Below are 23,015 nucleotides of genomic sequence, written 5' to 3'. Positions count from 1 at the left end.
CTCCAGCCGTACCGGACCGGCGGCGACTTGCCGCTCTACGTCTGCGAGAACGGGTTCATCGCCGTGAATCCGCCCCTGACGGGAAGCCGCATCGGAAGCCTGAGCACCCGCACGGCCCACCCGAACTTCCTCTCCCTATTTCAGGAAGTCCTCGATGCCGCCGACATCGGTCTGTCGCTCGTTGCCCCTTACGCGACGGCGACTAAGGGCGAGATGCTGAGAGGATGCCGCCATCAGACGCTCCTGCGTGCGCTCGCGGGCGAATCCACCAGTTGCGGCCGCTTCCAGCGATACAACTACAGACATTGCGGGCGGTGCGTTCCCTGTCAGGTCCGAAGGGCGGCATTCATTGCATGGGGCGAGGCCGACCCGACCGACTACGTCTTCGAGCCTCTCGGGCGCGACGACGCGGACCATGCAGGTTTCGACGATGTCCGCTCTGTCGGGATGGCGTTGGCCGCGGTCAAGGAAGGCGGCTTCGACGGATGGCTCGGGAGCGCCCTGTCGTGGCCACGCATCGAGCAGCACGACGCCTTGAAGGATATGATACGTCGGGGGCTTGCCGAGCTCGGCGCGCTCCACGCCAAATGCGGTGTCAAGTGATCGATCTCCACGCCCATCTTGATCTCTATCCGGATCCAGCGACCACAACGCAGGAATGCGTCCGCCGCAATTTGTTTGTGCTCTCCGTCACCACCACGCCGTCGGCTTGGCCCGGTACCGCTGCGCTCGCGGAGAACGCGACGCGTATTCGTACCGCCATAGGATTGCATCCGCAGCTCGCGCAGGAGCGGCAAAGCGAACTCGGCCTGTTCGAGGATCTGCTTCCGCGGTCTAAATACGTCGGCGAAATCGGCCTCGACGGCGGTCCAGAGCTCAAGGCGACGTGGGACACGCAGCGCCGCGTCTTCGAAGAAATCCTGCGCATGTGCAAGGCGGTCGGCGGACGCATCATGACGATACACAGCAGACGGGCCGCGATGCCGGTCCTCGACGCGCTCGCCGCCGTGGACGGGGCGGGCGCCGCCGTACTTCACTGGTTTTCAGGAACGCGTCGGGAACTGCGGCGCGCCGTCGACGGGGGATATTGGTTCAGCGTCGGTCCGGCTATGCTCGCCGGCGAGCGTGGACGCACGTTGACTGCAAACATGCCGAGAGATCGGATCCTCACGGAATCGGATGGACCTTTTGCACAGACCGAAGGGAGGTCACTCTACCCGTGGGACGTCGTGGAGGCCGAGAGGGCGCTTGCTCAGATTTGGAACGTCACGGAAGACGAGGCGCGGGAACAGCTGATGCAGAACCTCAGAGCACTGACATCGATTATCCCGTAGTAGTTCCCACCTTCCCAACACAATCGTGGACGATTCGAAGGCGCGCGCGACGGGCCCAAAATTTCTTGCTGCACGACTCGACTCCATTGTTCTTGATATGTTCTAGTGAGGCATGTCCACTCACTCCGCCAGCTGGCGCTTCCCGACCAGGCAGCAAATGGAGAAGCTCGGCTCTTCTCCCGCGGCCAGCCCGAAATCCTTGCCCACGGGCGCGGTAGGACCGGCAGACGAGCTTCCGCCCGAATATTGGCAGTCGCTTTTGGTCGACCCCCGCGTCGACGGACCGGATCCGGGGCCCGGCCCATCCGGACGCACGCTGCGGCTGGACCAAATTCCTAAGCACTTACTGAGGATGTCATGCCGGCGTTGCGCGCGGATCGTCGAGATTCAGAAGGTCGATGCCATCCGGCTCTACGGTCGGGACGCCGTCTGGCAGGACGTCGGCCAGCGCCTGCTCGACAACACCTGCACGCGGCGCACCGGGCGGCACGAGGAAGACGGCTGCTGGCCGTCGTACGACGCGCCGTAACCCGCTGGACCGGCCATGGCGCCCAAGCACCATCCGACGCCGCTCTCCGGAGGAGACCGCAAGGCGCTCGCCAAGGAGCTCGGCAAGGCTCGGGCGATGACCTCGATTTTGGCAGCCCAGTCGGCCGAGGCCAGGGCCAAGGGGGAAGCGCTGATCCGGACGGCGGACAAGTTGCTCTGCGAGTCGTGGAACGAGCGCATGTGGGCCGACGGCGGCCCGATCGACCCGTCGCCATCCGTCGATCAGGCCATCAACGGCGCGTACGCGTGGCTCGAGATCGAGTGTTCGCGCTGCAAGGCTCGGCGGGTCGTGAACTTGGCGACGCTGCGCCACCCGCCGACCACGTTCGTCCACGACCTAGCCAGCCGACTTCGCTGCAGCGCGTGCGCCAAGGCCAATCGCCGCCCGGCGGCGACGCTGCTACAGTTGGCACAGCGCCCTCGCCAGGCCGCTCCGGAGACCTGACGATGTGCAATCTCTACTCGATCACCATCAACCAGGCCGCCATCAGCGCGCTGTTCCGCGTCGTCAACCGCTACGTCGGCAACCTCGCGCCCATGCCGGGCGTCTTTCCGGATTACAAGGCACCGATCGTGCGCAATGGCCCCGACGGCCGTGAGCTCGCGACGGCGCGCTGGGGCATGCCGTCGTCGTCGAAGGCCTTGATGGATGCTACCAAGAAGCGGGCCGAAAAGCTGCAGGCCAAGGGCAAGACCGTCGATTTCAAGGAATTGCTCCGGATGGAGCCGGACTCCGGAACTACAAACATTCGCAACGTCAAGAGCAAGCACTGGACGCGCTGGTTGGGTCCGGAGCACCGTTGCGTGGTGCCGTTCAACTCGTTCAGCGAGTTCAACAAGGCCGAAGGCGGTGACATCTGGTTCGCGCTCGACGAAAGCCGTCCTCTCGCATGCTTCGCCGGTATCTGGACCAACTGGACGTCCGTCCGGAAGGTCAAGGAAGGCGAGACGACCCACGACCTGTACGCGTTCCTTACAACGGAGCCGAACGCCGAGGTCGGTGCCATCCACCCGAAGGCGATGCCGGTGATCTTGACGACGCCCGAAGAGATCGAGACCTGGATGACGGCACCGGCGGAGGAAGCCCTGACGCTGCAGCGGCCCCTACCGGACGGGACGTTGAAGATCGTTGCTCGGGGCGCGAAGGAAGACGCTGCGCCGGCGACCACCGAAATCCACGGCTCGAGCTACCCGTAGCGCCTAGGCGCTTGACTCAGAGGACTTCCCTCGAACAAAAATAGAACAAACGATTCCTGCCGCGAAGGTCCGCTTGGCCAAACTGCCCCAACTGCCCGTCTACTATTACCTGGACCACTTCACCGAAATGCTGGGGTTCGTGCAGCGGACGTATGCCTCCGTGCTTGGTCCGGAGCATCACGCGTTCGTAGCGCGGTTCGAGGGCCTTACGAGAGATGCGCGATGTCTGCTGGTCAGGATGATCAACAGGCGCGGTGCCATATTCAACCGATCCCTGTTCAGCTACCCCGAGATCGATGACGTCGAGCGGGCGGCATCCGATCTGACCGCGGCCGGTCAGGCACGCGAGCTCGGCGAGGAGGACTATGCGGTTTTCGTTTCATGCCTGCCGAAGGACGTCCTTGTGACTGGTGCACAGGCCGCCGGGCGTGGAGACGTCCGGAAGTCCTGGTCAAAGCCGAAGTTCATCGACTACTACCTTGAGAGAGTACCATTTTCGGTCGCCGCGCAGCACTGTGGGGCGCGCAATTTCATCGCGCTCGACGGTACGCGTCCCATCGAGTTTCTGCTCTACCTCTACTTCGGCAAGACCGAGGTGGATCTGAAGAACTTCGCGCTGCGCGACCTGGGAATCCTCCGCACCAACCAAGAGACCTCGTTCAGCGCGCGCTTCACCGATGCCGAGGAGGCGCTCGCCTCGTTCCATTACAGCAAGGTTCTGGACAGTCTGGAGGACGGATCGGAGCCTGCCCACAGACGGGCGGCCGTCGACGTGCTCGGCGGACCCGCCTGCATGACCCAGTTCGCCGCCGATCTCCGCAGCCGAGCCGCGCACCGAACTGGGCTTTTCTTCGAGAAAGCAGGCGAAAGGGATCTCGCCCTTACGCTTTACCGGGCGGGGTCTTCGCCGGACTGCAACGAGCGACTGGTCCGACTGCTCTATAATGACGGCGACAAGACAGAGGCCGAAGCGCTGCTGCAGCGCATGATCGATGATCCCGCCAGCGACGAAGAACACCTTTTCGCTACCGACTTCTATGCCCGCAAGTTCGGCGGACGGCGCACGGGTCTCCACACCGAACTTTTGCGGTCCGGCCGCACGATCACCGTAGATGACACTCATCGCGGCAATCCCGAGGCGGGCGTCGCCGGCGTGCTGCGGCGCGAGGGCACCAAGGTTTTCTTCACCGAGAATGTGCTGTGGCACAGCCTGTTCGGCCTGCTCTTCTGGGACGAGCTCTTCGAGAGCACCCGGATGCCCAGCGGGTTCGATTGGCTACCTCACTGCCTGAAGGATCGCAGCTTCCGCCGGCTCTTCGCCGCGACGATCGACGAGAAGCTGGCGGCCATCGCGTCCGGATCCGCCCTCCCGTTGATCCTCCGCACCGTCGCAGCGAGATGGGGCCGCCCGAACGGGATCTTCAGCTGGGATCACGTGCAAGTGGAGGCGCTGCGCGCGCTGCTCGAAGGGTCCGATCCGGCTGGCGTCGCCAGCATCCTCGGCAGCATGTGCGACGACTTCCGCGGCATGCGCGACGGCTTCCCCGACCTCATGTTGGTCCAGGACGGCAAGGCGTCCTTCATGGAGGTCAAGGCCGAAGGGGACGTGATCCGCCGCAACCAGCTGACCCGCCTCCGCCAACTCGGCGACGTCGGCATCCTGGCCGAGATCGGGCGCGTCGAGTACCGCTTCGACCCCGAGCAGGATTACGTGGTGGTCGACATCGAGACGACCGGCTCATGGTCGAACGGCGATCGCATCACCGAAATCGGGGCGGTGAAGGTCCGCAACCATCAGGTCGTGGACGAGTGGCACTCTCTCCTCAACCCGCAGCGTTCCATTCCAGCCAAGATCGTCCAGCTGACCGGCATCACGAACGAGATGGTTCGCGACGCGCCTTTGTTCGCCGAAGTCGCGGATTCCTTCATGCAGTTCATGGCCGACGGCATCTTCGTCGCCCATAACGTCAGCTTCGACTACGGTTTCCTCTCCTACGAATTCGAGCGGATCGGGCGTCGCTTCAGATTTCCGAAGCTCTGCACATGTGCCGGGATGCGGCGGCGCTATCCGGGACACAAGTCCTATGGACTAGGGAAGCTCTGCGAGATCTACGGCATATCACTCGACAATCACCACCGCGCCCTATGCGACGCGCGGGCCTCCGCCCAGTTGTTGAATCTCATCAACCAGAAGCGGAGTGAGGAGAGATATATCGGCGAAGCCGCCTAGCGGTTCGAGCCGATCGGGTAGCTTGGAAACGGCTCCAGAAGATTCCGATAAGACGAAATTTGTCTTGCTCCGTCGGGCAAAACAGTGGTTCATAAGGCGCTGGTCCTAGCGAGACGAAGGAGCCAGCCCGATGGCGAATGACGTGGACACCTCCTCGGAATTGTCCAAGATCGCGAAACTGAACGGTGACTTCCGAAGGAATTACGGCACTCTCATTGGTGCGATTTTGTACCTCCGCACCGTGAGCGCCGCGCGCCGAAGCCCTTGGCTTTGGGCTGGCCTGATCTCAATCGCTTTTTCGGCGGTGCTGAGCTGGTTGGGGCGGCATGGGTGGTTTTTGCCAGCGCTGCTTTGATGGCCGCGAAGAGTGCCCCCCTTTCCCGGTAAAGCGCCCCGCGATGACGAAGAAGGGAGCCTGATGCGAGCCAGACGTAGCGTCCCGACCTCAACGAGGCAGGCAGTAGAACGTAATCCTCGATCTCGCGATTTGCCGCATCCAACCGCATCACAGCAAGCAGGCCGGATGAGATCTGCCTCCGGTAGGCCTTCCATTGCGCAGCGTGATCCTCTCCCCGTCGCGCCAGCCGTCGCGCGACGAGAAACGAAACTACCCGTCTGCCTTCGACATCGACGCCGATCCCGTCCGGAGCGAGCTCCGGCCGAAGACCAAGATCGTTTCGCAACACCTCCTCGAGCTCGGTTGCGAGCTTCGCCTGTTCGGCAGCCCAAAAATCCCGGGTGTCGATCCAGTCGCAGTCGCGCGGCGACTTATATCCGATCAGCGCATACGCCTTCCGCAGCGATCCGAAATGCTTCACGTACGACGAGACGTGATTTAGACCGAGCGTCGTGTTGATGACGCGCGAGTTGAGCTTTCCGCGCCGGCGCAGCGTGAGGCGCAGCCGCAGCAGCATCTCATTTTCGGGGATCTCCACGCGCCGTTCGGCCAGCAGCTTCTGGGCTCGTGCGAAGATGCCGGGGTCCACGATAGGCTCGATCTGCGCAGCGCCTCGGATCCAGATGTGATCCGGATTCTTGACCAGCCTCTGCCCCAACCGTCGCGAGGTGCGATTGTAGACGGTCTTACCGATGTAGTTCTCGTTCGCCAGGATGGTGGGGATCATACCGTCAGTCCAAGGGCGGCCATTGTGATTGGCGATTCCTGCGTCGTTCAGGTGTCGCCTGATGTCGCTGTACGATCTTCGGCCGTTGACGAACTGATCGAAAATGGACCGGATCACGGCCGCCTCCTCGACGGAGCCGGGCTGCAGTCGAACGCGGTCCGATTGCAAAGCCTTGAACTGGCCCTTTTCGAGGAAGCCCTTCGGATGCTCGCTTTCGTCGACCATCAAGCGTCTAAGGCCGTAGCCAACGGGAGCGCCGACGCGATATCCCAAGCTCGCCACGCGACAGTGCCCCGCGTGCACTTTGACCGAGAGTTCCCGGCTCCACTCTGCGGCCATACCGCGCTTTAGGCTCTTGGCGATTCCGGAGACGAATGTGCCGTCGTTCTTGAAGAGTTCGGCGCAGTATTCGACCTGCACGCCGCTCCGCTTGCACATGAATTCGTAGTACGCGCTCTCGTCGACGTCCTGGAACCGGCCCCAGCGACTGACGTCGTAGACGAGGATGTGATCGAAGTCCGCCTGCCCCGACTGGACGTCCTCGATCAGTTCGATCAGACCAGGCCGGCCCTTGATCCGGAGACCGCTCCGGCCCTCGTCGGAGTAGGTGCGGACGATCGTGAGCTTGTTCGCCTCGGCATAGGCCGCAATGGCCGCCATCTGGTTCTTGATCGAGTAGCGCTGGAGCTCCCTCGACATCCTGACGTATTGCGCCGCGCGGCGCGTTCGGGTCCGCCTTTCCAGGCTTGTGCCCTTGGGAACCACGAGCCAGTTACCCATGCACCCCTCCACCACTTCAGAGCTACTTAGGATGGCCAATACACCCTGTGCGTTCGGGATGGCAATGCCCGCCAGAAGCGCGAGCGAGGGTGTCCGGTTGCTGCGCCCAAGGTGTAGGCACCGAGCCGGGGAGCACCGGGACAAATCTTCGACCCGTGCTGTCCGCACGAACGGGGCTGAACCCGGCCGACCTGCCCGAAAAGGTGGTGAATCCCCCCGAGTCTCCAGTACACGGTGGGCCCTCCGTGTGCCAGACATACGCGATGATCCTGTCCCAAGCTTCTCCAGTCGAGACGCCACCGACCCCCGTCGACCTGCAGGCCATGGCGGCCGCCCTGGCTCGGTCGCCCGATTACCGGATTCTACGGCGTCTTGCTGCGCGTCCCATTTACACCCTGATCATCGGCACTGACGTGAGGACCGGCATTCTGCTGGACACCGAGACGACCGGCCTCGATCACTCCCGCGACGAGATCATCGAACTCGGGATGGTCAAGTTCGACTACACGACCGAGGGGCGGATCGTCGGCGTCAGAAACACCTTCTCCGCCTTCAACGAGCCAAGTGCGCCGCTTTCCTCGGAGGTGAGGGCACTCACGGGCATAGCCGACGAGATGGTGGCCGGCCACAGATTCGACGATGCAGCCATCGCGGCCTTCATCGACGATGCGGTCATCGTCATCGCGCACAACAGCGGGTTCGACCGGAAGTTCGCCGAGCGTTACTGGCCCGTGTTCGAGCAGAAAGCCTGGGGCTGCAGCGCGACCGAGATCGATTGGCGCAAGCACGGCTTCGCGGGCTCGCAACTCGGCTATCTCCTGAACGGAGCGGGCTACTTCCACCACGCACATAGGGCCGTCGACGACTGCCACGCCCTACTGGAGGTTCTGGCGTTCGAATTGCCGACGATTGGCTCGCCGGCGCTGGCGCTCCTGCTGGAGACCGCCCGTAAGCCGACGATGCGGGTCTGGGCGGAGCAGACCGCGTTCGAGCTCAAGGACTCGTTGAAACGGCGCGGCTATCGCTGGAACGACGGCAGCGACGGGAGACCCAAGTCCTGGTTCATCGATGTCGACGATAGCGGACTGGACGAAGAGATCGCGTTTCTTCGAACCCAGATCTACATGCAGGACGTCGAGCCTACCGTGCAGAGGCTGACCGCGTTCACACGGTTCTCGAGCCGAGTCTGAGGAGCGTCCATCAGGTAGGGCGGACGCGGATAGCGGCCGATCAAAGGATGCCGAAAGAAATGGCCGGCGGGTGGGCCGATTCGTTCGGCGGGCGAGGGCCCTTCTGCGTCTCCCGGCGGACGACCGATGGCGCGAAAGCCGGCAATCCGATGATGAAGACCTGATGAGCCTTGTCGAAGGCGTCATCGTAGGACTCGACGCCGACGACGGTGTGCATCACTTCGTGCAGCACGTAGCCGCGGACGAGGCTGCGGAGCATGATGAGCGCGCCTTCGGCGGCGTCGCCGAACAGGCAGCATTCTCCGAGAACCTCCAACATCAACGAGTGAAGCCGCTTGTGCGCATCGCGCCACTCCGGGCAGTCCGCGGCGGCCGTCCGGAACGCGGCGGCCGACAGCGCGGGCCGTTCGAGCGCATACCTGCGGATGGCGTGGGCGACTGCGATCAGAGCGTTCTCGGCGTACTTGTCCTCGCGGGCGGATTCGAGCCGCGGCAGCAGATCGCGGTACCCCTTGACGGCGAGGAAGCGGCGCATCTCGCTGAACGTCCCGCGGCGGTCTCCCGTCCCGGACTCGATCTCGATGGCCAGATCCTGGGCGAGCTTCCGGTCCCATGTGTTCGAGAGGATGTCGTCGACGTCGAAGCTGCGGGCGTTCATGGCGGCACCTTCCTCGCTCATTGGGTCGTGAAAAGGACGACGGCGATCGCGACCGACAGCAGGATCGCGGACACCGTCGCCACGGTCGACAGGACGCCCATCGCCCGCAGCGCGCCGGCGAAGACGATGATGATCGGCGTTGCCGTGAGAAGGCCTAGCTGCGCTTCGCTCATGTGGCTCCTGGATCCCGCGGACGATACGCGGCGACGGTCGGACACTAATTCGGGCGGCGATCCCCGTCTTTGTCGCGGGACAAAGAGTGGAGGCGAGATCTTGGATACCGGTTCGTGAACGTGAACCGCCGAAGGAAGCCGATGCCGGCCCGAGAGTACGAAGCGCAGGAAGGCTGGGGGATTCTGGCCGAATTGCCGGGCGACCCGATGATGTGGGTCCTGATCTTCAGCGAGCTCGCGGTCTTCGGCCTTCTGCTCGGCGCCTTCTCCGTCGCCCGGGCCGTGAACCCATCGGCCTTCGCTGAAGGTCAGCAGCTGCTCGATCCCGGTCGGGCCGGCCTGAACACGCTGGTGCTGATCACCAGCGGGTGGGCGGCCGCGCGCGGCGGCCGATCCGCCCGCGAGGGGCGGCGCGCCCAGTGCCGTCGCTGGCTGTCGCTCGCGATGGCGCTCGGAGCGGCGTTCGTCGCGATCAAGCTGTTGGAATATGCGGCCGAGATCTCTTCCGGGGCCGGGTTCGAGACCAGCACGTTTTTCACGCTCTACTTCCTCCTGACCGGCTTCCATCTGCTGCACGTCGTCCTGGGGCTGCTCATCCTGGCCGTAGTCCTACGGGGTGCGGACGCTCACGCGGTCGAGACGGGAACTTCGTTCTGGCACATGGTCGACCTCGTCTGGGTCCTGATGTTTCCGATCGTCTACCTGGTGCGCTGACATGACCCGACATCCTCTCGAGACGACGTTGTGCGTGCTGATCGGCCTGGCCGTCGCAACGCTGCTCGCGTCATGGCACCTGATCGCTGGGCCATCGGCCACGGCTGTCTTGCTGGGGCTCGCTGCGCTGAAGGGCCGCCGCATCCTACTGGATTTCCTCGGGCTAAGGGCCGCGTCGCCGGTCTGGCGCGGCCTGGTGACCGCCTGGGTCGTCGGCATCGCCTCGTTCGCCTGGGCGGCCTCCGCCGTCAGACTTTTCGTCTGACGCTCGCTTGTTTGCTCCGGCACAACGAACGGTCCGTCGGACTGCATAGGTTGTCGACACGCTCGTAACAACCGAAACCGCACCGAAAGGATGGGTGATGGCTGAACGCCTCACGAAAACCCAGGCGCGAAACGTCTTCTACGGTGGCTCCGCCTTCTTCTTCGCGATATTCCTAGGGTTGACCGCCCACAGTCACTACTACATGGTGACCAAATCGACCGACACCGCGACGCTGACGGATTCCGTCGCTCGCGGCAAACACGTCTGGGAAAAGAACTCCTGCATCAACTGCCACACGCTGCTGGGCGAGGGCGCCTACTTCGCGCCCGAGGTCGGCAACGTTTGGGATCGCTGGGGCGGCAGGGAGGATCCCGCATCCGCCAAGGAGATGGTGAAGTCCTGGATGCAGGCGCAGCCGAGCGGCGCGCCCGGCCGCCGGCAGATGCCGCAGTTCAACCTGACCGACCAGGAACTGAACGATCTCGCCGACTTCCTGCAGTGGACCGACAGCATCAAGCGCCAGAACTGGCCGCCGAACAAGGCGGGCTGATCACCGCATTCCGACCGCCTTCAACGAGGATCCCTTCATGAAATACCAGACCCAGAAGGTCGCGATGCTGTACTTCTACGGCGCGCTGACGCTCTTCCTGGCCCAGGTCGCGTTCGGCCTGGTCGCCGGGACCATCTACGTTCTTCCGAACACACTGTCAGCCCTGCTTCCCTTCAACATCGTCAGGATGATCCACACCAACGCGCTGATCGTGTGGTCGCTGATCGGCTTTATGGGAGCGACGTACTACCTGCTCCCGGAGGAGACCGAGAACGAACTATTCAGTCCGTTGCTGGCGAAGATCCAGTTCTGGATGTTCTTCGGCGCCGCGGGCGTCGCGGTCGTAGGCTATCTCTTCCACTATCATGAAGGACGCGAATTCCTGGAGCAGCCGTTCCCGATCAAGGTCGGGATCGTCGTCGTCTGCCTCATGTTCCTGTTCAACGTCACGATGACGGCGCTCAAGGGGCGCAAGACCACGGTCACGAACATCCTGCTGTTCGGCCTGTGGGGCGTTGCGATCTTCTTCCTGTTCGCCTTCTACAACCCGGCCAATCTCGCGGTCGACAAGATGTACTGGTGGTACGTCGTCCACCTCTGGGTCGAGGGCGTCTGGGAACTGATCATGGCGTCCGTGCTCGCATTCCTCATGATCAAACTCAACGGCATCGACCGCGAGGTCGTGGAGAAGTGGCTCTACGTCATCATCGGTCTGGCGCTATTCTCCGGCATTCTCGGCACCGGACATCACTTCTACTGGATCGGCGCTCCCGGCTACTGGCAGTGGATCGGCTCGCTGTTCTCCACGCTCGAGGTCGCGCCGTTCTTCACGATGGTGATCTTCACCGTACAGATGACCTGGAAGGCCGGCCGCAAGCATCCGAACCGCGCCGCGCTATTGTGGTCCGTCGGCTGCTCGGTAATGGCATTCCTCGGCGCGGGCGTCTGGGGCTTCCTGCACACGCTGTCGTCGGTGAACTACTATACCCACGGCACGCAGGTGACCGCCGCCCACGGGCATCTCGCCTTCTTCGGCGCCTACGTGATGCTGAATCTCGCGGTGATGGCCTACGCGATCCCGCAGATCAAAGGGCGGGCGCCCTACAACCAGTGGCTCAGCATGGCGAGCTTCTGGATCATGACGACGGCGATGATGGTGATGACTTTCGCGTTGACTTTCGCCGGCGTGGTCCAGGTCCATCTGCAGCGGGTGCTCGGCCAGAGCTTCATGGAAGTGCAGGACGGGCTGGCGATGTTCTATTGGGTCCGCCTCGGCTCCGGCGTGTTCGTGGTGATCTCCGCCGCGATGTTCGTCTGGGCCGTGCTGGTCCCGGGCCGCGCGAGGCAACCCGCGATGTCGGCGGCGCTGCAGGCCGCCGAATGACGAGCGATGCGGCGGCCTCATCCTTTGCGGCCGTCGCCCCTTAGGCCCCCGGAGAACCGTTATGAAACCAGCCCTGCACGCCGTCCCGAATCTTGTTCGGGAAGTTCCGGCCTACGTCCCGAGCGGCAACGAGTGCACGTTGTTTGAACATGCCTGGCGGCATCGGTTGCCGGTCCTGCTCAAGGGCCCGACCGGTTGCGGCAAGACGCGGTTCGTCGCGCACATGGCGGCACGCCTCGAGCTTCCGCTCCACACCGTCGCGTGTCACGACGACCTCACGGCGGCCGATCTCACGGGACGATACCTTCTCAAGGGCGGCGACACGGTCTGGACGGACGGGCCCCTGACCTGCGCCGTCCGCGAAGGCGGCATCTGCTATCTCGACGAGGTGGTGGAAGCCCGCAAGGACGTCGCCGTCGTGCTGCACCCCTTGACCGACGACCGCCGCATCCTGCCGTTGGAGCGTACTGGCGAGGAGCTCGCAGCGCCTCCGGGCTTCATGCTGGTCGTGTCCTACAACCCCGGTTACCAGAGCCTTTTGAAGGCGCTCAAGCCCTCGACGCGTCAACGCTTCGTCGCCATCGAATTCGACTTCCTCCCACCCGAGCAGGAGATCGCGGTGGTCTCGGCCGAGAGCGAGCTGCCTCCGGACCGCGTGCGCCCCCTGGTGCAACTCGCCGGACGGTTCCGTGCGCTGAAGGGCCACGATCTGGAGGAGGGCGTCTCGACCCGCCTGATCGTCTACTGCGCCACGCTCGTCGCCGCCGGCGTCTCGGTGGCCGACGCCGTTCTCGCCGGCATGATCGAGCCGCTGACGGACGATGTGGACGTCAAGGCCGCGCTGGTCGAGGTCGCCCGAGCCGTGATCGGGTGAGCCATGTTCGACTTCCTCGAACTCGAGGAGACGGTCGGGCGAGCCTGGCACCGTCTGGTCGGCTCGACCGCGTCGTACCCGGTCCATCCGGAGCATGCCGCTGCGTTGGCCGACGTCCGGAGCCGGATAGCAGTGATGTTCCGCGCCCTCGGCGGCGAGAAGGGCGTGCAGGTCGCGGGCTCCAAGGCGCGCAAGTCCGCCCACCGGCTCGGCTGGCGACAACGCATCGGGCTCGGTGACGAGACGCTCGATCATCCCGGCCGCGACGGCGCTACGATATTCCTGCCCGAAAGCATCGCCGTCTTCCCCGATCGCGAACTCAACGCGGAACTTTACCGATGGCTCGCTGCCTGGTTCGCGGTCCAAACGGTCGCATCGATCGAGGCAGTCGATCCCCTGCAGCGGGATCTCCTGACGCTGCGGCGGGTATGCGAGACGTCCGCGCTGGTCATGGCCAGGTTTCCTGGACTGACCGCGACCTACCGGCGGCTGGCCGCCGCGATGGCGGTCGCCCGCCCGCAGCGACCGTTGCCGCGCGTGGAGCGGGACGTCGAGTCCATCGTGATGGCGCTGCTCGGGGTCACGCAGCCTTCTAAAGGAAATTTCTGGACGGCCGTCGCCGACTTCGAGGCCTCTCCGAAGAGCGAACTCTGGGCCGCCGTCGTCGGCGCCGGCGAGCCGCCGGTGAAGGCGCCGCCCGGATACCGGCCGATGCTGCCTTGTCCGCTTTGGGGCGACTGCTGGACGCGGGAGGCGTTCGCATCCCAGGGAGATGACGACGAGCAGCCGCCCGGTGCGGCGGAAGAAGGCGGTCCCGATACCCGCAAGCGCTTCGCGGTCCGCGAGCAGGAGGACAGGAAGGCCCAACGCGATCCCTTCATCCTTAACCGCTTCGAGAAGATCCTGGCCATGGCGGAGATGGTCAACGTCGATCGACCTTCCGACGACAGCGACGAGGACGACGCGCGCAAGGCCGCCGACGACCTCGACGAGCTTGCGATCTCGCGCCGCAAGGGGAAGCCCGCGAGCAAGCTGAAGTTCGATCTGGATCTCCCTCCGGAAGCGGTCGATGCCGCGCGGCTCGATGCGGGGCGGCTCTATCCCGAATGGAATTACCGGACCGGCAGCTACATGCCGGATAACTGCCGCGTCCTGACTTCGGAGGCGAGCGACCGCGGAGAGGACTGGCAGCCGGACGATGCAATGTTGCGGCGGATCAGGCAGGTACGTCGCCAGTTCGAGGCGCTGCGGCCCCGTCACGAACTGATGAGGGCGCAGCCGGACGGGCACGATCTCGATCTCGACGCCCTGGTCCGCGCGCGATGCGACCTGCGCGCCGGCAGCGGCTCGCTGGACCGCGTGCATGTAGCGATGCGCCCCCTGGGACACGATCTCGCGGTCACGCTGCTGGTCGACGTATCGCTCTCGACCGACGCCTGGGTCGACGGGCACCGCGTGCTGGACGTCGAGAAGGAGGCGCTGCTGGTTCTCGCCAACGGGCTTTCGGCGTGCGGCGACCACCACAGCATTCTGACGTTCACCTCGCGTCGCCGCTCCTGGGTCAAGCTCGAGACCGTCAAGGCATTCGACGAGCCGATGACCGCGCAGGTCGAGAAACGCATCGGGGCGCTCAAGCCCGGATACTACACCCGCATCGGCGCGGCGGTCCGGCACGCCTCTTCCGAACTTGCCGCACAGCCGCAGCGCAAGAAGCTCCTGATCGTCCTCACCGACGGCAAGCCGAACGATGTCGACCACTACGAAGGCCGGTTCGCCGTCGAAGACACACGCAAAGCGGTCCAGGAGGCCCGGCGGTCGGGGACGGCCGTGTTCGGCGTCACGATCGACGCCGCGGCCCAGAGCTACTTCCCGACGCTGTTCGGGCGCGGAGGCTACGCGATCGTCGGCAACATCAAGCGTCTGCCGGCCGCATTGCCCGCGATCTATCGCCAGCTGACGCAGTGACGTAGGCAAAAAAGAAGCCCGGCTCGTCGGCCGGGCTCAGTATCGAGACAACGCCAAAGGGAGGAATGGGGTCGCTCGTCTTGATCGGTATGAAGCACCCCAGGCTCGGATTCGATTTGCGCCAGCGCAAGTAAAATGCGGATCCCGTATTCAAACGGAAAGCACAGGGGACTCGGAGCGGGCCTCGTCGTGGAGATCGTCTTCGAACGGATCGGCACGATCGTCGACAAGCGGTTCTCGGCGGTTGGCCGAGGCGAAATCGGAAAGAGCGAACGAGTTTCGTCTGGCGATCCGGTATCGGCGTCGCCTGGCCCGAAGCAGGTTTGCGGAACTGAAGAGCATCGCTCGTCCCTGTGTTTCGATCATGAGAACCCACGACCGCTCCGCTACGGTTGACGTGGCTCAAGAAATATCGGCCGTAATAGTACGGGCGTCCCGTCCGGCGACACGATCCGGTCCAGTTTTCTGTTAGGGTGCGCGGGCTGCAGCAATCAGAAGCTGTCCGGGACTCATCGGTATGTTGCGCTCCGCGAATGTTGCGCTACTCAAGTGCCCGAAATGCGGGAGCGAGGCCAGACTTCTCGGAAAGCTACCTCAAATTGGACTGCGACCGCTGATCTACGTTTACAGGTGCGATCCTTGCCGGGACATGATCGAGGTCAAGGCGGAGGTCGCGCGATGAACGGTCTCTATCCGCTTCAAACCGCCTGGCTGTGCGTCGCAATGGAGCGGGCAAGATGGGCGTCGAACGTCGAGGCCAGGCTTCGGACCAGGAATTCGGCCCCGCCGCTCATCGAGATCAGATCGTCGTTCACGGTGACCGCACCGTCCGCGACGAGGCTATCGAGCCGCGAGCGGTCCACGACGGCCGCTTCCGGATTCCGGCCGTGCGACCTGGCGATCTTGGACAGATCGACGGCCATGTCGCACATGACGCGTTCGATGATGTCGGCGCGGAAGCGGTCGTCGCCGGTGAACGCGTAGCCCTTGGCGGTCGCGAGACGATCGTCGGCGGTGCGCGACAGGTAGTCACGCGTCGCGACCACGTTCTGCACGAAGCCCTGCGGCATCCGGCCGATCGCGCTCGCGCCGAGCCCGATCAGCGTTTCGGCGGCATCGTCCGTGTATCCTTGGAAATTCCTGCGTAGGCGGCCTTCGCGCTTCGCAGCCGCGAGCTCGTCCTCGGGAAGAGCGAAGTGATCGAAGCCGATACGGACGTAGCCCGCGTCGACCAACGCTTCCGCGATCGCCTCCGACTGAAGATGCCGTTCGGTGCTGTCGGGGAGCGCGGACTCGTCGATCTTGCGCTGGTGCTTCTTGAACGAGGGCACGTGCGCGTAGCCGAAGACGGAGAAGCGGTCAGGACGAAGCTCGATGCATCGCTCCACGGTATCGAGGCAGGAGCCGACCGTCTGTAGCGGCAGGCCATAAAGAAGATCGAAGTTCAGCCTGCCGATGCCGTTGCGGCGGAGGTCCTCTACGCACCGTGCGGTCTGATCGAAGCTCTGCACGCGGTTTATTGCGCGCTGGACCGCCGGATCGAAGCTCTGCACACCCAAGCTGGCGCGGTTGACGCCGCTGTAGCCGAGAGCTTCGGTCATGGGCTCCGTCAGGGTGCGCGGGTCGATCTCAACGGCGACTTCGGCGTCCGGCAGCACGAAATACGAATAGCGCAGCGCGCCGACCAGGTCGGCGAAGGTCTCCGGCGTCATGATCGTCGGCGTGCCGCCGCCGAAGTGGATATGTGAGATCGGCTGCCGATGTCCGATAACCTCCGCGATCAGATGCGCTTCTGTGCGCAGGCCCGAGGCGTAGATGACGATCGGGTCGTCCTTCTTGGTTACCGAGGTGTGGCAGCCGCAATACCAACACATGGACCGGCAGAACGGCACGTGGACGTAGATTGAGGCCGGGCTGCGCGGCGAGATGGACTTCAGCCATCCGCGATATTCGGCCTCCCCGATCGACGGATTAAAATGAGGAGCCGTCGGGTAGCTGGTATAGCGGGGAAGCCGGTCCTGACCGTATCGCCGTGCGAGTTCCGAGCGCATGTCATCCATCCTTTTGCCAGTGTCCGAATGCCTGAAACGGGCGGTGCACTCGTTGCGTCAGGTCAAACTGGATCGCGTTAGAACGGTTTGACGGCGACAAGGACGACGACCGCCGCCAATGTCGCGACGGGAAGCGCGCCGACGATTCGGTAGGTGCTCAGGCTTCTCCTCGCCCGATCTCCGCCGAAGTCCTTGACCCACCGTGAGAGGACGCCGTGCACGCCAGATAGGGCGAAGACCAGAGCGAACTTGAGCAGAAACCAGGGCGAGGTCCACCAGTGTCCCAGCCACGCAAGCGCAGGGCCGGCGATCCAGGCGACGATCATCGAAGGATTGATGATCACCTTGAGTGGGCGAAGTTCGATCAACTTGAAGGTTTCCGATGTAGCGGATCCGACGGCGGCACCGCTGTGGTAGACGAACAGCCAAGGCAGGCAATCATGCCGGCCATCCAGACCACCACCGCGAAGATGTGCAGCGCTTTCACCCATTCATACATCGGACGGCACCGAGCTCGAGAACGTCAGGCGCGCCGCAGCAATCTGGAGACGCCGCGGACCGCGCCGGCGACAGCGGACGGACGCTCGACGACGAGGCGGAAGCCGAGATTGGTCGGAGGGACGCCGGCCGCGCAGCCTCCGGACTTCGGGTCACGGATGAAGTCGGTCATATAAGCGCGGTGCGCACCTTCGACGACACGCACGCCGCAATTGGTGTTGGTCACATGCTCGCGCTTTCCATCCAGAGCGACACGTAAAAAGCAGGTATCCGTCCATTCCCAGACGTTGCCGGCCAAGTCGTCGAGGCCCATACTATTGGTCCCGAACGTACCGCCCGGTTGCGGAGAGGTATCCGCCGGCTTCGAGCGATTCGATTCCACTTCGTAGCGCGCAATCCACGCCTGGGCGGGATCGGCCGGATCGACGAGCGGGAGCGCTTCGTCGCGTACCTTCTCGGCCGCGGCGAACGTCCACTCCTCGTCCGTGGGCAGCCGATGCTCTACGCCGGTCTTCCGAGATATCCAGGCGGCGTAGGCGGAAGCGTCGTGCCAGCTGACGCCGACCATCGGAACGTCTTGGCGTTCGGACGGGGAGCCTACGCGCGGGCAGGCCAGATCCTCGACGCATCGGCCGTATTCCGCAACCGTCACCTGCCGCTTCATGACGAGCAGGTCCGCGTGCAGTTCCACATCGCGCAGCGGCCCCTCGACGGGCTTGCCGCTTCGGGAGAAGTCGCCGGCGGCGCGGTAGCTGAACGAGACGGAAGTCAGGCGGGCCATCCCCTCCGGATCGATCTGTGGGGCGGGCGCGAGGGCGGTGGCGAGCACTGGTGCCGCGACCGCGCCGGCGAGCATCGCGAGCTTCATCTTCATCAACATCAGCATGACGGATCTCCTTAAGATGAACGGCCCGCGGCGTGAACCGCGGGCCGCGTCCGGCGCCACTTAGCGGGTGACGGCCACCGGTTCGGCGGCGCCGACTTTATCCGGCGGGATCGGGCCGGGAGGCGTGACCTGCTTCATCAGATCCTCGTTCCACTTGCCTTCGATCTTGAAATGGGCCGCTGCGCCGAGTTCGACGGCCTCGATCAGGTTGTGGTTGACGTAGGCGTAGATGCCGGGCTCGCGGAACGTGTAGAGCGCCGCGCCCGCCGATCCGCCGCGGACGAACCAAGTCTCGAGATCCTTCTCCGGCGGATTGTTGAACTTGCCGGTCTCCCAGACGTAGTCGCCGTGACCTCCGATCAGATGTGGGCGGGTGTCGCGATTGGCTTGAGAATGAACGATCATGACGGTCTCGCCGACCTTCGCGGTCATCGCGTTCTTTCCGGTCAGGGATCCCACGCTGCCGTTGAAGACGACATGGGTCGGGATCAGCTTGCGCATCACCTCGGTGGTGTCGGCATAGGACTCGCCGACCGTCTCATAGGTCTTGTACTTTCCGTTCGCGTCTTTCGGGACGTAGAGATCGTTCTCGCCGATGTAGAAGATCTTGTCGTAGTGCAGCGGCTTGCCGGCGCCGTCTTTCAAGCCTTCGCGCGGCAGCACCATGACGGTGCCATGCATGCCCGACACGACGTGCCAAGGAATCATGCCTTCGGGCGCGCAGTGGTAGACGAACACGCCGGGACGCGTGGCCTTCCAGCGCAACACTACCTGTTCGCCGGGATTGACGTGGGTCAGCGCGCCGCCACCGAGGCCTCCGGTGGCCGAATGGAGGTCGATGTTGTGCGGCATGGAGTTGGACGCCGGATTCACCAACGTCAGCTCCATGTAATCGCCTTCGTGCAGGACCATCATCGGGCCCGGCATCGAGCCATCGAAGGTCATCGCGTGGAACTTGGTGCCGGCTGCGTCGATGACGATTTCCTTTTCCTGAATTGTCAGCTTGAACTCAACGATCTTCGGACCGGACTTGGTCGCCTGTTCGTGCGGGTGTACGGCGGGCGGGGCCACCAGCGTGACCTTCTCGCGCGGAAGCTTCAGATTGTCCGCGGCGCCGGCCATCGCCGGCGTGGCCATCATGAGCGCCGCGATCGCGGCCCCCATCAAAGCAGTCCTGCGCGTGAGCATGTCGCTCTCCATCGGTTGGTCGTTGCAATTCGATGGACAGATCATGATCCATTCGAGCGCTACGCTCTTTGCTCTGGAGCAACGTTCGGGAAGGCTGCGGAGGTGAAGGCTTCGTCGGGGAATTTGCGCCGGAGCAAAGATCGCTCGGACCATAGCGGTCAACGTGGCGGCATGAAAAATTCTCGCCCCACCTGCGAATGGCCCGTCGACGACGTGATGCGCCGATAGCCGTCCACCATCCGCGTCTTTCTAGATTTCAGGATGCGCTGCGTGGGCTGCCCGATCGCGGCCTTCCACTCGATCGACGAAGCGTGCGAGGAGCACGGCGTCGACGCAGCCGTGTTTCTTCCGAGAATTCTGGAAGCGGCGGCCTAAGGTCCGCGCCTGCGGACCTGGATAGCTTCTTCGCCTTCGGCAAGTCCCTGCAGCCGATGCGCGTCGCGCAACACGATGCGCTGCCTTCCGCCTTCGACCAATCCTTCACTTTCCCAGGCGCTGAGGATGCGGCTGACGGTGTGCAGCGTCGTTCCGGTCATCTCCGCGATGTCTTGACGGCTGATCGGGAAGTCGATCTCGATGCCGGCGTCCACCTTCTTTCCGGCCTGTTTCGCCAGGCGGAGCAGCGCATGCGCGACCCGTTGCTCAACCTGTTCGTTGGAAATCTCGATAACCCGGGCTTGGGTGTCCTGAAGGCGGCTGCCGACCGTCTGGAGCGCGCTCGCCGCGAGCGTCGGATACTTGGCGATGAGGCGTTGCCAGGACGACGACGGCCACGCCAGCGCGATGCTGTCGACGGCGGCGACCGACGTCGCGGGGTAGTGCGTCATGTTCATGGCCTGCGCCACACCGAAGAGCTCTCCGGCGGAGACGTAGCGCACGACCGTCTGCTGCCCCTGGGGCGTCGTCTTCTCGACGCGGAGGTGGCCGTGCAGCAGCAGAAAGAAGCGGTCGGCCTGAGCGCCCTGGTCGAACACCGAACTGCCCTTGGTGTAACGGATCGATCGCGCTTCGCGCAGCAGCTCGTCCTGCTCCGCCGGGGACAGGCCGGCGAACATCGGAAGATTTGCGACCAGGGAGCGGTCGACGGAAGCCATGATTTCTTTCCTCGGGTCGAGACGGACAGTATCCGGCTCGCATTCAAGCCTCAACGCCGTTGGAGGGTCTTACCCCATGGAACCCGCCGGGAAGTTGCGCTGGCTCAATCTCCGGGGGCCGGATGCGCCTATGTCATTCCGTCAGGACCCCGGCCTTCCCGGGAACGAATTCGAAGGGAAAACGGCAATGAGGAAGACTGCGATACTGGCCGCCGCTGCGGCGATTTTGATGATGTCGGCCGGCGCCGCCGCGGCCGCCGAGATCGAAGTCAAGATGCTCAACAAGGGGAGCGACGGCGCCATGATGGTGTTCGAACCAGCCCTGGTGAAGATCGCGCCCGGCGATACCGTTAAGTTCGTTTCGACCGATAAGGGCCACAACGCGGAATCTATCAAGGGCATGCTGCCGGACGGCGCCACCCAGTTCCAGGGCAAGAACGGCGAGGACGTCGTCGTGAAGTTCGACAAGGATGGCATCTACGGCGTGAAGTGCTTGCCGCATTACGGAATGGGCATGGTTGCGATGGTCGTCGTCGGATCCCCCACCAACCTCGATCAGGCCAAAGCCGTCCCGCAAGTCGGCAAGGCCAAACAGGTGTTCGCGACCCTTTTCGACAAGCTCGAAGCCAGCAAGACCGCTTCGAAGTGACTGGCGGCCTATAGCCGCCACGACCGCCAATGCGTGGGATGGACGAGCACGGCCTCGTCCGTCCAGGCGTTGTACCAAAGACCGGATTTGCTGCGGCACGAGAACCGCGGCGACTCGATGCCGGCATTGCGGATCTTTCCGAGTTCGAGGTCGCAATCGTCGGGAGCGAGCGCGATCGGAAGCCATCCGTCGCGGGAAGCGGGAGTGTGCATCCGACGCACTTGTCGGATTGGCGGCGAGATTGCCTTGATCTAGTGTCCTGAACCAGAAGTTCGCAATATCGCATCGTGTTCTGCCGGGGCGTTGTATCGACAGAAGCGCTCGATGGAAGCTAGGATGTCATCGGCGGATTTGGTCCATCGGAACGGTTTGGGATCGGCGTTGTGTCGTTCTATGAACGAGGCGATGTCGGCCCTCAGGGCGGCGACACTCCGATAGACACCGCGCCTGATCTTCTTATCGGTGAGGAGCGCGAAGAAGCGCTCGACTTGGTTGAGCCACGACGAGCTGGTCGGGGTCAGGTGCACGTGCCAACGCGGCCTTTTGGCCAGCCATCTCCGGATCATAGGACTCTTGTGCGTGACGTAATTGTCCATGACGAGATGGACGTCGAGTTCACGCGGTACGGCAGCCTCGATCTCGTCCAGGAACTTGCGGAACTCGGCGGTGCGTTGGCGCCCGTAGCACTTGCCGATCACCCGTCCGGTCGCGATATCGAGGGCGGCGAAAAGAGATGTGGTGCCATGCCTTTTGTAGTCATGGCTCCTTCGGGCTGGCTGGCCGGGACGCATCGGCAGCATCGGCTGGCTACGGTCCAGCGCCTGGATTTGGGACTTCTCGTCTACACACAGAACGATGGCGTGCTCCGGCGGTGAGACGTAGAGGCCTACGACATCGCGCACCTTGGCCACGAAGTTCGGATCGGTCGAGAGCTTGAAGGTCTCCATCCGGTGCGGCTGGAGGCCGAACGCCCGCCAGATGCGCTGTACCGTCGATACGGATAGGCCGCTCGCCTTCGCCATGTCCCGGGAGCTCCAATGAGTGGCGTTCTCAGGGCAACTCTCCAACGTTCTCACGATCACGGCTTCGATGCGGGCGTCGTCAATCGTCCGAGGCGCGCCGGAGCGCGGCTCGTCTTGCAGCCCGGCCACACGCTGCTCCACAAAACGCCGTCGCCACTTGCCTACTGTGCCCCGCTCCAGGCCTAGCTTGGCCGCCACGTCCTTGTTCTGACCGCCTTCCGCGCAGGTCAGCACGATCCGGGCTCTCAGAGCCAGCGCCTGCGCCGTCTTCCGCCGCTTCGTCAGCGACGTCAGTTCGGCGCGCTCGCCATCGCTCAATATCAGGGGGGCAAGTTGCTGGACCGCCATCGGAGACTCCGTCGCTGTTTGCCGCCATCTTTGGCAAAGCGACGCGAATCTACTGCGAATCTACGATTGCGAACTTGTGACTCAGGACACTAGCTCAAGCTCTTAGGTTGTTGATACTTCGCGTCGTTAAGGTCGCATGAATGCGAAGTCCGTGTCCGGATCGCAATTGTCCGCCACGAAGCGGAGCTCGGCCTGCACGTCCGGCAAGCTACGCGTCTTCAGGTATTCCGACACGACGAGGCCGAGCAGTGCTCGGCACAAGCCGTCGCGGTCGAGTCCGATGGCGTCGGCT

The 23,015-nt window shown here is 63.8% G+C and carries 23 protein-coding genes and 1 pseudogene; 15 read left to right on the top strand and 9 right to left on the bottom strand.

Translation table 11 applies throughout. The features are described from left to right. The 6 genes from JHD07_RS03690 to JHD07_RS03665 all read left to right on the top strand — a co-directional run. Positions 1-603: 7-cyano-7-deazaguanine synthase (locus JHD07_RS03690; RefSeq protein ID WP_291619043.1), on the top strand; the 603-nt coding region annotated here is incomplete at its 5' end. Beyond that, positions 600-1,334: a Qat anti-phage system TatD family nuclease QatD gene (gene qatD, locus JHD07_RS03685; RefSeq protein WP_291619041.1), complete on the top strand. Its 735-nt coding sequence runs from the start codon at positions 600-602 to the stop codon at positions 1,332-1,334. The genes JHD07_RS03690 and qatD, both read left to right, overlap by 4 nt. Positions 1,335-1,491: 157 nt before the next feature. After that, positions 1,492-1,863: a hypothetical protein gene (locus tag JHD07_RS03680; RefSeq protein WP_291619039.1), complete on the top strand. Its 372-nt coding sequence runs from the start codon at positions 1,492-1,494 to the stop codon at positions 1,861-1,863. Between the two features lie 15 nt (positions 1,864-1,878). Continuing rightward, entirely contained in the window at positions 1,879-2,328 is a 450-nt protein-coding gene (locus JHD07_RS03675) for a hypothetical protein (protein ID WP_291619037.1), read from the top strand. Positions 2,329-2,330: 2 nt separating this feature from the next. Further along, positions 2,331-3,080 (top strand): SOS response-associated peptidase family protein, encoded by a 750-nt coding sequence (locus JHD07_RS03670; RefSeq protein ID WP_291619035.1) that lies wholly within the window; start codon positions 2,331-2,333, stop codon positions 3,078-3,080. Positions 3,081-3,153: 73 nt separating this feature from the next. Then, positions 3,154-5,310 (top strand): exonuclease domain-containing protein, encoded by a 2,157-nt coding sequence (locus JHD07_RS03665; protein ID WP_291619033.1) that lies wholly within the window; start codon positions 3,154-3,156, stop codon positions 5,308-5,310. 212 nt (positions 5,311-5,522) lie between these two features. Here JHD07_RS03665 and JHD07_RS03660 read toward each other — a convergent pair whose 3' ends face one another. Then, a complete protein-coding gene (locus JHD07_RS03660; protein ID WP_291619031.1) occupies positions 5,523-7,382 on the bottom strand; it encodes a recombinase family protein in 1,860 nt (619 codons plus the stop codon). 95 nt (positions 7,383-7,477) lie between these two features. Here JHD07_RS03660 and JHD07_RS03655 point away from each other — a divergent pair, with 95 nt between their 5' ends. Next, the gene (locus JHD07_RS03655) at positions 7,478-8,404 is read left to right on the top strand and encodes a 3'-5' exonuclease (protein ID WP_291619029.1); all 927 of its coding nucleotides are present in this window, start codon (positions 7,478-7,480) and stop codon (positions 8,402-8,404) included. Positions 8,405-8,444: 40 nt separating this feature from the next. On the opposite strand, the gene JHD07_RS03650 is transcribed toward JHD07_RS03655, so the two are convergent. After that, positions 8,445-9,062: a TetR-like C-terminal domain-containing protein gene (locus tag JHD07_RS03650; RefSeq protein ID WP_291619027.1), complete on the bottom strand. Its 618-nt coding sequence runs from the start codon at positions 9,060-9,062 to the stop codon at positions 8,445-8,447. 17 nt (positions 9,063-9,079) lie between these two features. Continuing rightward, positions 9,080-9,235 carry a hypothetical protein gene (locus tag JHD07_RS03645; protein ID WP_291619024.1) on the bottom strand — a complete coding sequence of 52 codons (156 nt, stop codon included), beginning with the start codon at positions 9,233-9,235 and terminating at the stop codon, positions 9,080-9,082. 141 nt (positions 9,236-9,376) lie between these two features. On the opposite strand from JHD07_RS03645, the gene JHD07_RS03640 reads away from it, so the two are divergent. From JHD07_RS03640 to JHD07_RS03615, 6 genes are all read left to right on the top strand, one after another. Continuing rightward, positions 9,377-9,949: a cytochrome c oxidase subunit 3 gene (locus JHD07_RS03640; protein ID WP_291619022.1), complete on the top strand. Its 573-nt coding sequence runs from the start codon at positions 9,377-9,379 to the stop codon at positions 9,947-9,949. Position 9,950: 1 nt separating this feature from the next. Then, complete coding sequence (locus tag JHD07_RS03635) at positions 9,951-10,214, top strand: cytochrome C oxidase subunit IV family protein (protein WP_291619020.1); 264 nt, start codon at positions 9,951-9,953, stop codon at positions 10,212-10,214. Between the two features lie 97 nt (positions 10,215-10,311). Beyond that, positions 10,312-10,764 (top strand): cytochrome c, encoded by a 453-nt coding sequence (locus JHD07_RS03630; RefSeq protein WP_291619018.1) that lies wholly within the window; start codon positions 10,312-10,314, stop codon positions 10,762-10,764. Positions 10,765-10,801: 37 nt separating this feature from the next. Then, a complete protein-coding gene (locus tag JHD07_RS03625; RefSeq protein WP_291619016.1) occupies positions 10,802-12,148 on the top strand; it encodes a cbb3-type cytochrome c oxidase subunit I in 1,347 nt (448 codons plus the stop codon). A 61-nt stretch (positions 12,149-12,209) separates the two neighbouring features. After that, positions 12,210-13,022 carry a CbbQ/NirQ/NorQ/GpvN family protein gene (locus JHD07_RS03620; protein WP_291619014.1) on the top strand — a complete coding sequence of 271 codons (813 nt, stop codon included), beginning with the start codon at positions 12,210-12,212 and terminating at the stop codon, positions 13,020-13,022. 3 nt (positions 13,023-13,025) lie between these two features. Then, a complete protein-coding gene (locus tag JHD07_RS03615; RefSeq protein ID WP_291619012.1) occupies positions 13,026-14,987 on the top strand; it encodes a VWA domain-containing protein in 1,962 nt (653 codons plus the stop codon). A 698-nt stretch (positions 14,988-15,685) separates the two neighbouring features. On the opposite strand, the gene hemN is transcribed toward JHD07_RS03615, so the two are convergent. From hemN to nirK, 4 genes and pseudogenes are all read right to left on the bottom strand, one after another. Continuing rightward, positions 15,686-17,038, bottom strand: coding sequence for an oxygen-independent coproporphyrinogen III oxidase (gene hemN, locus JHD07_RS03610; protein WP_291619010.1), 1,353 nt, complete (start codon positions 17,036-17,038; stop codon positions 15,686-15,688). Positions 17,039-17,115: 77 nt separating this feature from the next. After that, positions 17,116-17,537, bottom strand: a pseudogene (locus JHD07_RS03605) (CopD family protein). Positions 17,538-17,561: 24 nt separating this feature from the next. Continuing rightward, on the bottom strand, positions 17,562-18,422 hold the full coding sequence (locus JHD07_RS03600; protein ID WP_291619008.1) for an SUMF1/EgtB/PvdO family nonheme iron enzyme: 861 nt from the start codon (positions 18,420-18,422) through the stop codon (positions 17,562-17,564). A gap of 60 nt (positions 18,423-18,482) precedes the next feature. Continuing rightward, the gene (gene nirK, locus JHD07_RS03595; protein WP_291619006.1) at positions 18,483-19,610 is read right to left on the bottom strand and encodes a copper-containing nitrite reductase; all 1,128 of its coding nucleotides are present in this window, start codon (positions 19,608-19,610) and stop codon (positions 18,483-18,485) included. A 237-nt stretch (positions 19,611-19,847) separates the two neighbouring features. Between nirK and JHD07_RS03590 the strand changes: the two genes are divergently transcribed. Continuing rightward, positions 19,848-19,985 (top strand): DUF1858 domain-containing protein, encoded by a 138-nt coding sequence (locus JHD07_RS03590; protein ID WP_291619047.1) that lies wholly within the window; start codon positions 19,848-19,850, stop codon positions 19,983-19,985. Here the strand turns inward: JHD07_RS03590 and JHD07_RS03585 are convergent. Continuing rightward, the gene (locus JHD07_RS03585) at positions 19,982-20,704 is read right to left on the bottom strand and encodes a Crp/Fnr family transcriptional regulator (RefSeq protein WP_291619004.1); all 723 of its coding nucleotides are present in this window, start codon (positions 20,702-20,704) and stop codon (positions 19,982-19,984) included. The two genes, JHD07_RS03590 and JHD07_RS03585, sit on opposite strands and share 4 nt — an antisense overlap. Positions 20,705-20,891: 187 nt before the next feature. On the opposite strand from JHD07_RS03585, the gene JHD07_RS03580 reads away from it, so the two are divergent. Beyond that, a complete protein-coding gene (locus JHD07_RS03580) occupies positions 20,892-21,353 on the top strand; it encodes a pseudoazurin (protein WP_291619045.1) in 462 nt (153 codons plus the stop codon). Positions 21,354-21,604: 251 nt separating this feature from the next. Here the strand turns inward: JHD07_RS03580 and JHD07_RS03575 are convergent, their stop codons facing one another. Beyond that, a complete protein-coding gene (locus JHD07_RS03575; protein WP_291619002.1) occupies positions 21,605-22,723 on the bottom strand; it encodes an IS630 family transposase in 1,119 nt (372 codons plus the stop codon). Between the last annotated feature and the right edge of the window lie 292 nt (positions 22,724-23,015).

The organism is Bradyrhizobium sp., assembly GCF_016462955.1.
In the GTDB taxonomy this organism is placed as follows: domain Bacteria; phylum Pseudomonadota; class Alphaproteobacteria; order Rhizobiales; family Xanthobacteraceae; genus Bradyrhizobium.
The sequence above is the reverse complement of the archived record's forward strand: the minus strand, read 5'-3'. Positions and strand labels throughout refer to the sequence as shown.

Coding starts and splice junctions, on each gene's coding strand:
- JHD07_RS03615 (WP_291619012.1), top strand. CDS start 13,026: ATGTTCGACTTCCTCGAACTCGAGGAGACGGTCGGGCGAGCCTGGCAC.
- JHD07_RS03585 (WP_291619004.1), bottom strand. CDS start 20,704: ATGGCTTCCGTCGACCGCTCCCTGGTCGCAAATCTTCCGATGTTCGCC.
- JHD07_RS03635 (WP_291619020.1), top strand. CDS start 9,951: ATGACCCGACATCCTCTCGAGACGACGTTGTGCGTGCTGATCGGCCTG.
- JHD07_RS03625 (WP_291619016.1), top strand. CDS start 10,802: ATGAAATACCAGACCCAGAAGGTCGCGATGCTGTACTTCTACGGCGCG.
- hemN (WP_291619010.1), bottom strand. CDS start 17,038: ATGCGCTCGGAACTCGCACGGCGATACGGTCAGGACCGGCTTCCCCGC.
- JHD07_RS03645 (WP_291619024.1), bottom strand. CDS start 9,235: ATGAGCGAAGCGCAGCTAGGCCTTCTCACGGCAACGCCGATCATCATC.
- JHD07_RS03620 (WP_291619014.1), top strand. CDS start 12,210: ATGAAACCAGCCCTGCACGCCGTCCCGAATCTTGTTCGGGAAGTTCCG.
- JHD07_RS03680 (WP_291619039.1), top strand. CDS start 1,492: ATGGAGAAGCTCGGCTCTTCTCCCGCGGCCAGCCCGAAATCCTTGCCC.
- JHD07_RS03575 (WP_291619002.1), bottom strand. CDS start 22,723: ATGGCGGTCCAGCAACTTGCCCCCCTGATATTGAGCGATGGCGAGCGC.
- JHD07_RS03650 (WP_291619027.1), bottom strand. CDS start 9,062: ATGAACGCCCGCAGCTTCGACGTCGACGACATCCTCTCGAACACATGG.
- JHD07_RS03655 (WP_291619029.1), top strand. CDS start 7,478: ATGATCCTGTCCCAAGCTTCTCCAGTCGAGACGCCACCGACCCCCGTC.
- nirK (WP_291619006.1), bottom strand. CDS start 19,610: ATGCTCACGCGCAGGACTGCTTTGATGGGGGCCGCGATCGCGGCGCTC.
- JHD07_RS03600 (WP_291619008.1), bottom strand. CDS start 18,422: ATGCTGATGTTGATGAAGATGAAGCTCGCGATGCTCGCCGGCGCGGTC.
- JHD07_RS03630 (WP_291619018.1), top strand. CDS start 10,312: ATGGCTGAACGCCTCACGAAAACCCAGGCGCGAAACGTCTTCTACGGT.
- JHD07_RS03675 (WP_291619037.1), top strand. CDS start 1,879: ATGGCGCCCAAGCACCATCCGACGCCGCTCTCCGGAGGAGACCGCAAG.
- JHD07_RS03580 (WP_291619045.1), top strand. CDS start 20,892: ATGAGGAAGACTGCGATACTGGCCGCCGCTGCGGCGATTTTGATGATG.
- JHD07_RS03640 (WP_291619022.1), top strand. CDS start 9,377: ATGCCGGCCCGAGAGTACGAAGCGCAGGAAGGCTGGGGGATTCTGGCC.
- JHD07_RS03670 (WP_291619035.1), top strand. CDS start 2,331: ATGTGCAATCTCTACTCGATCACCATCAACCAGGCCGCCATCAGCGCG.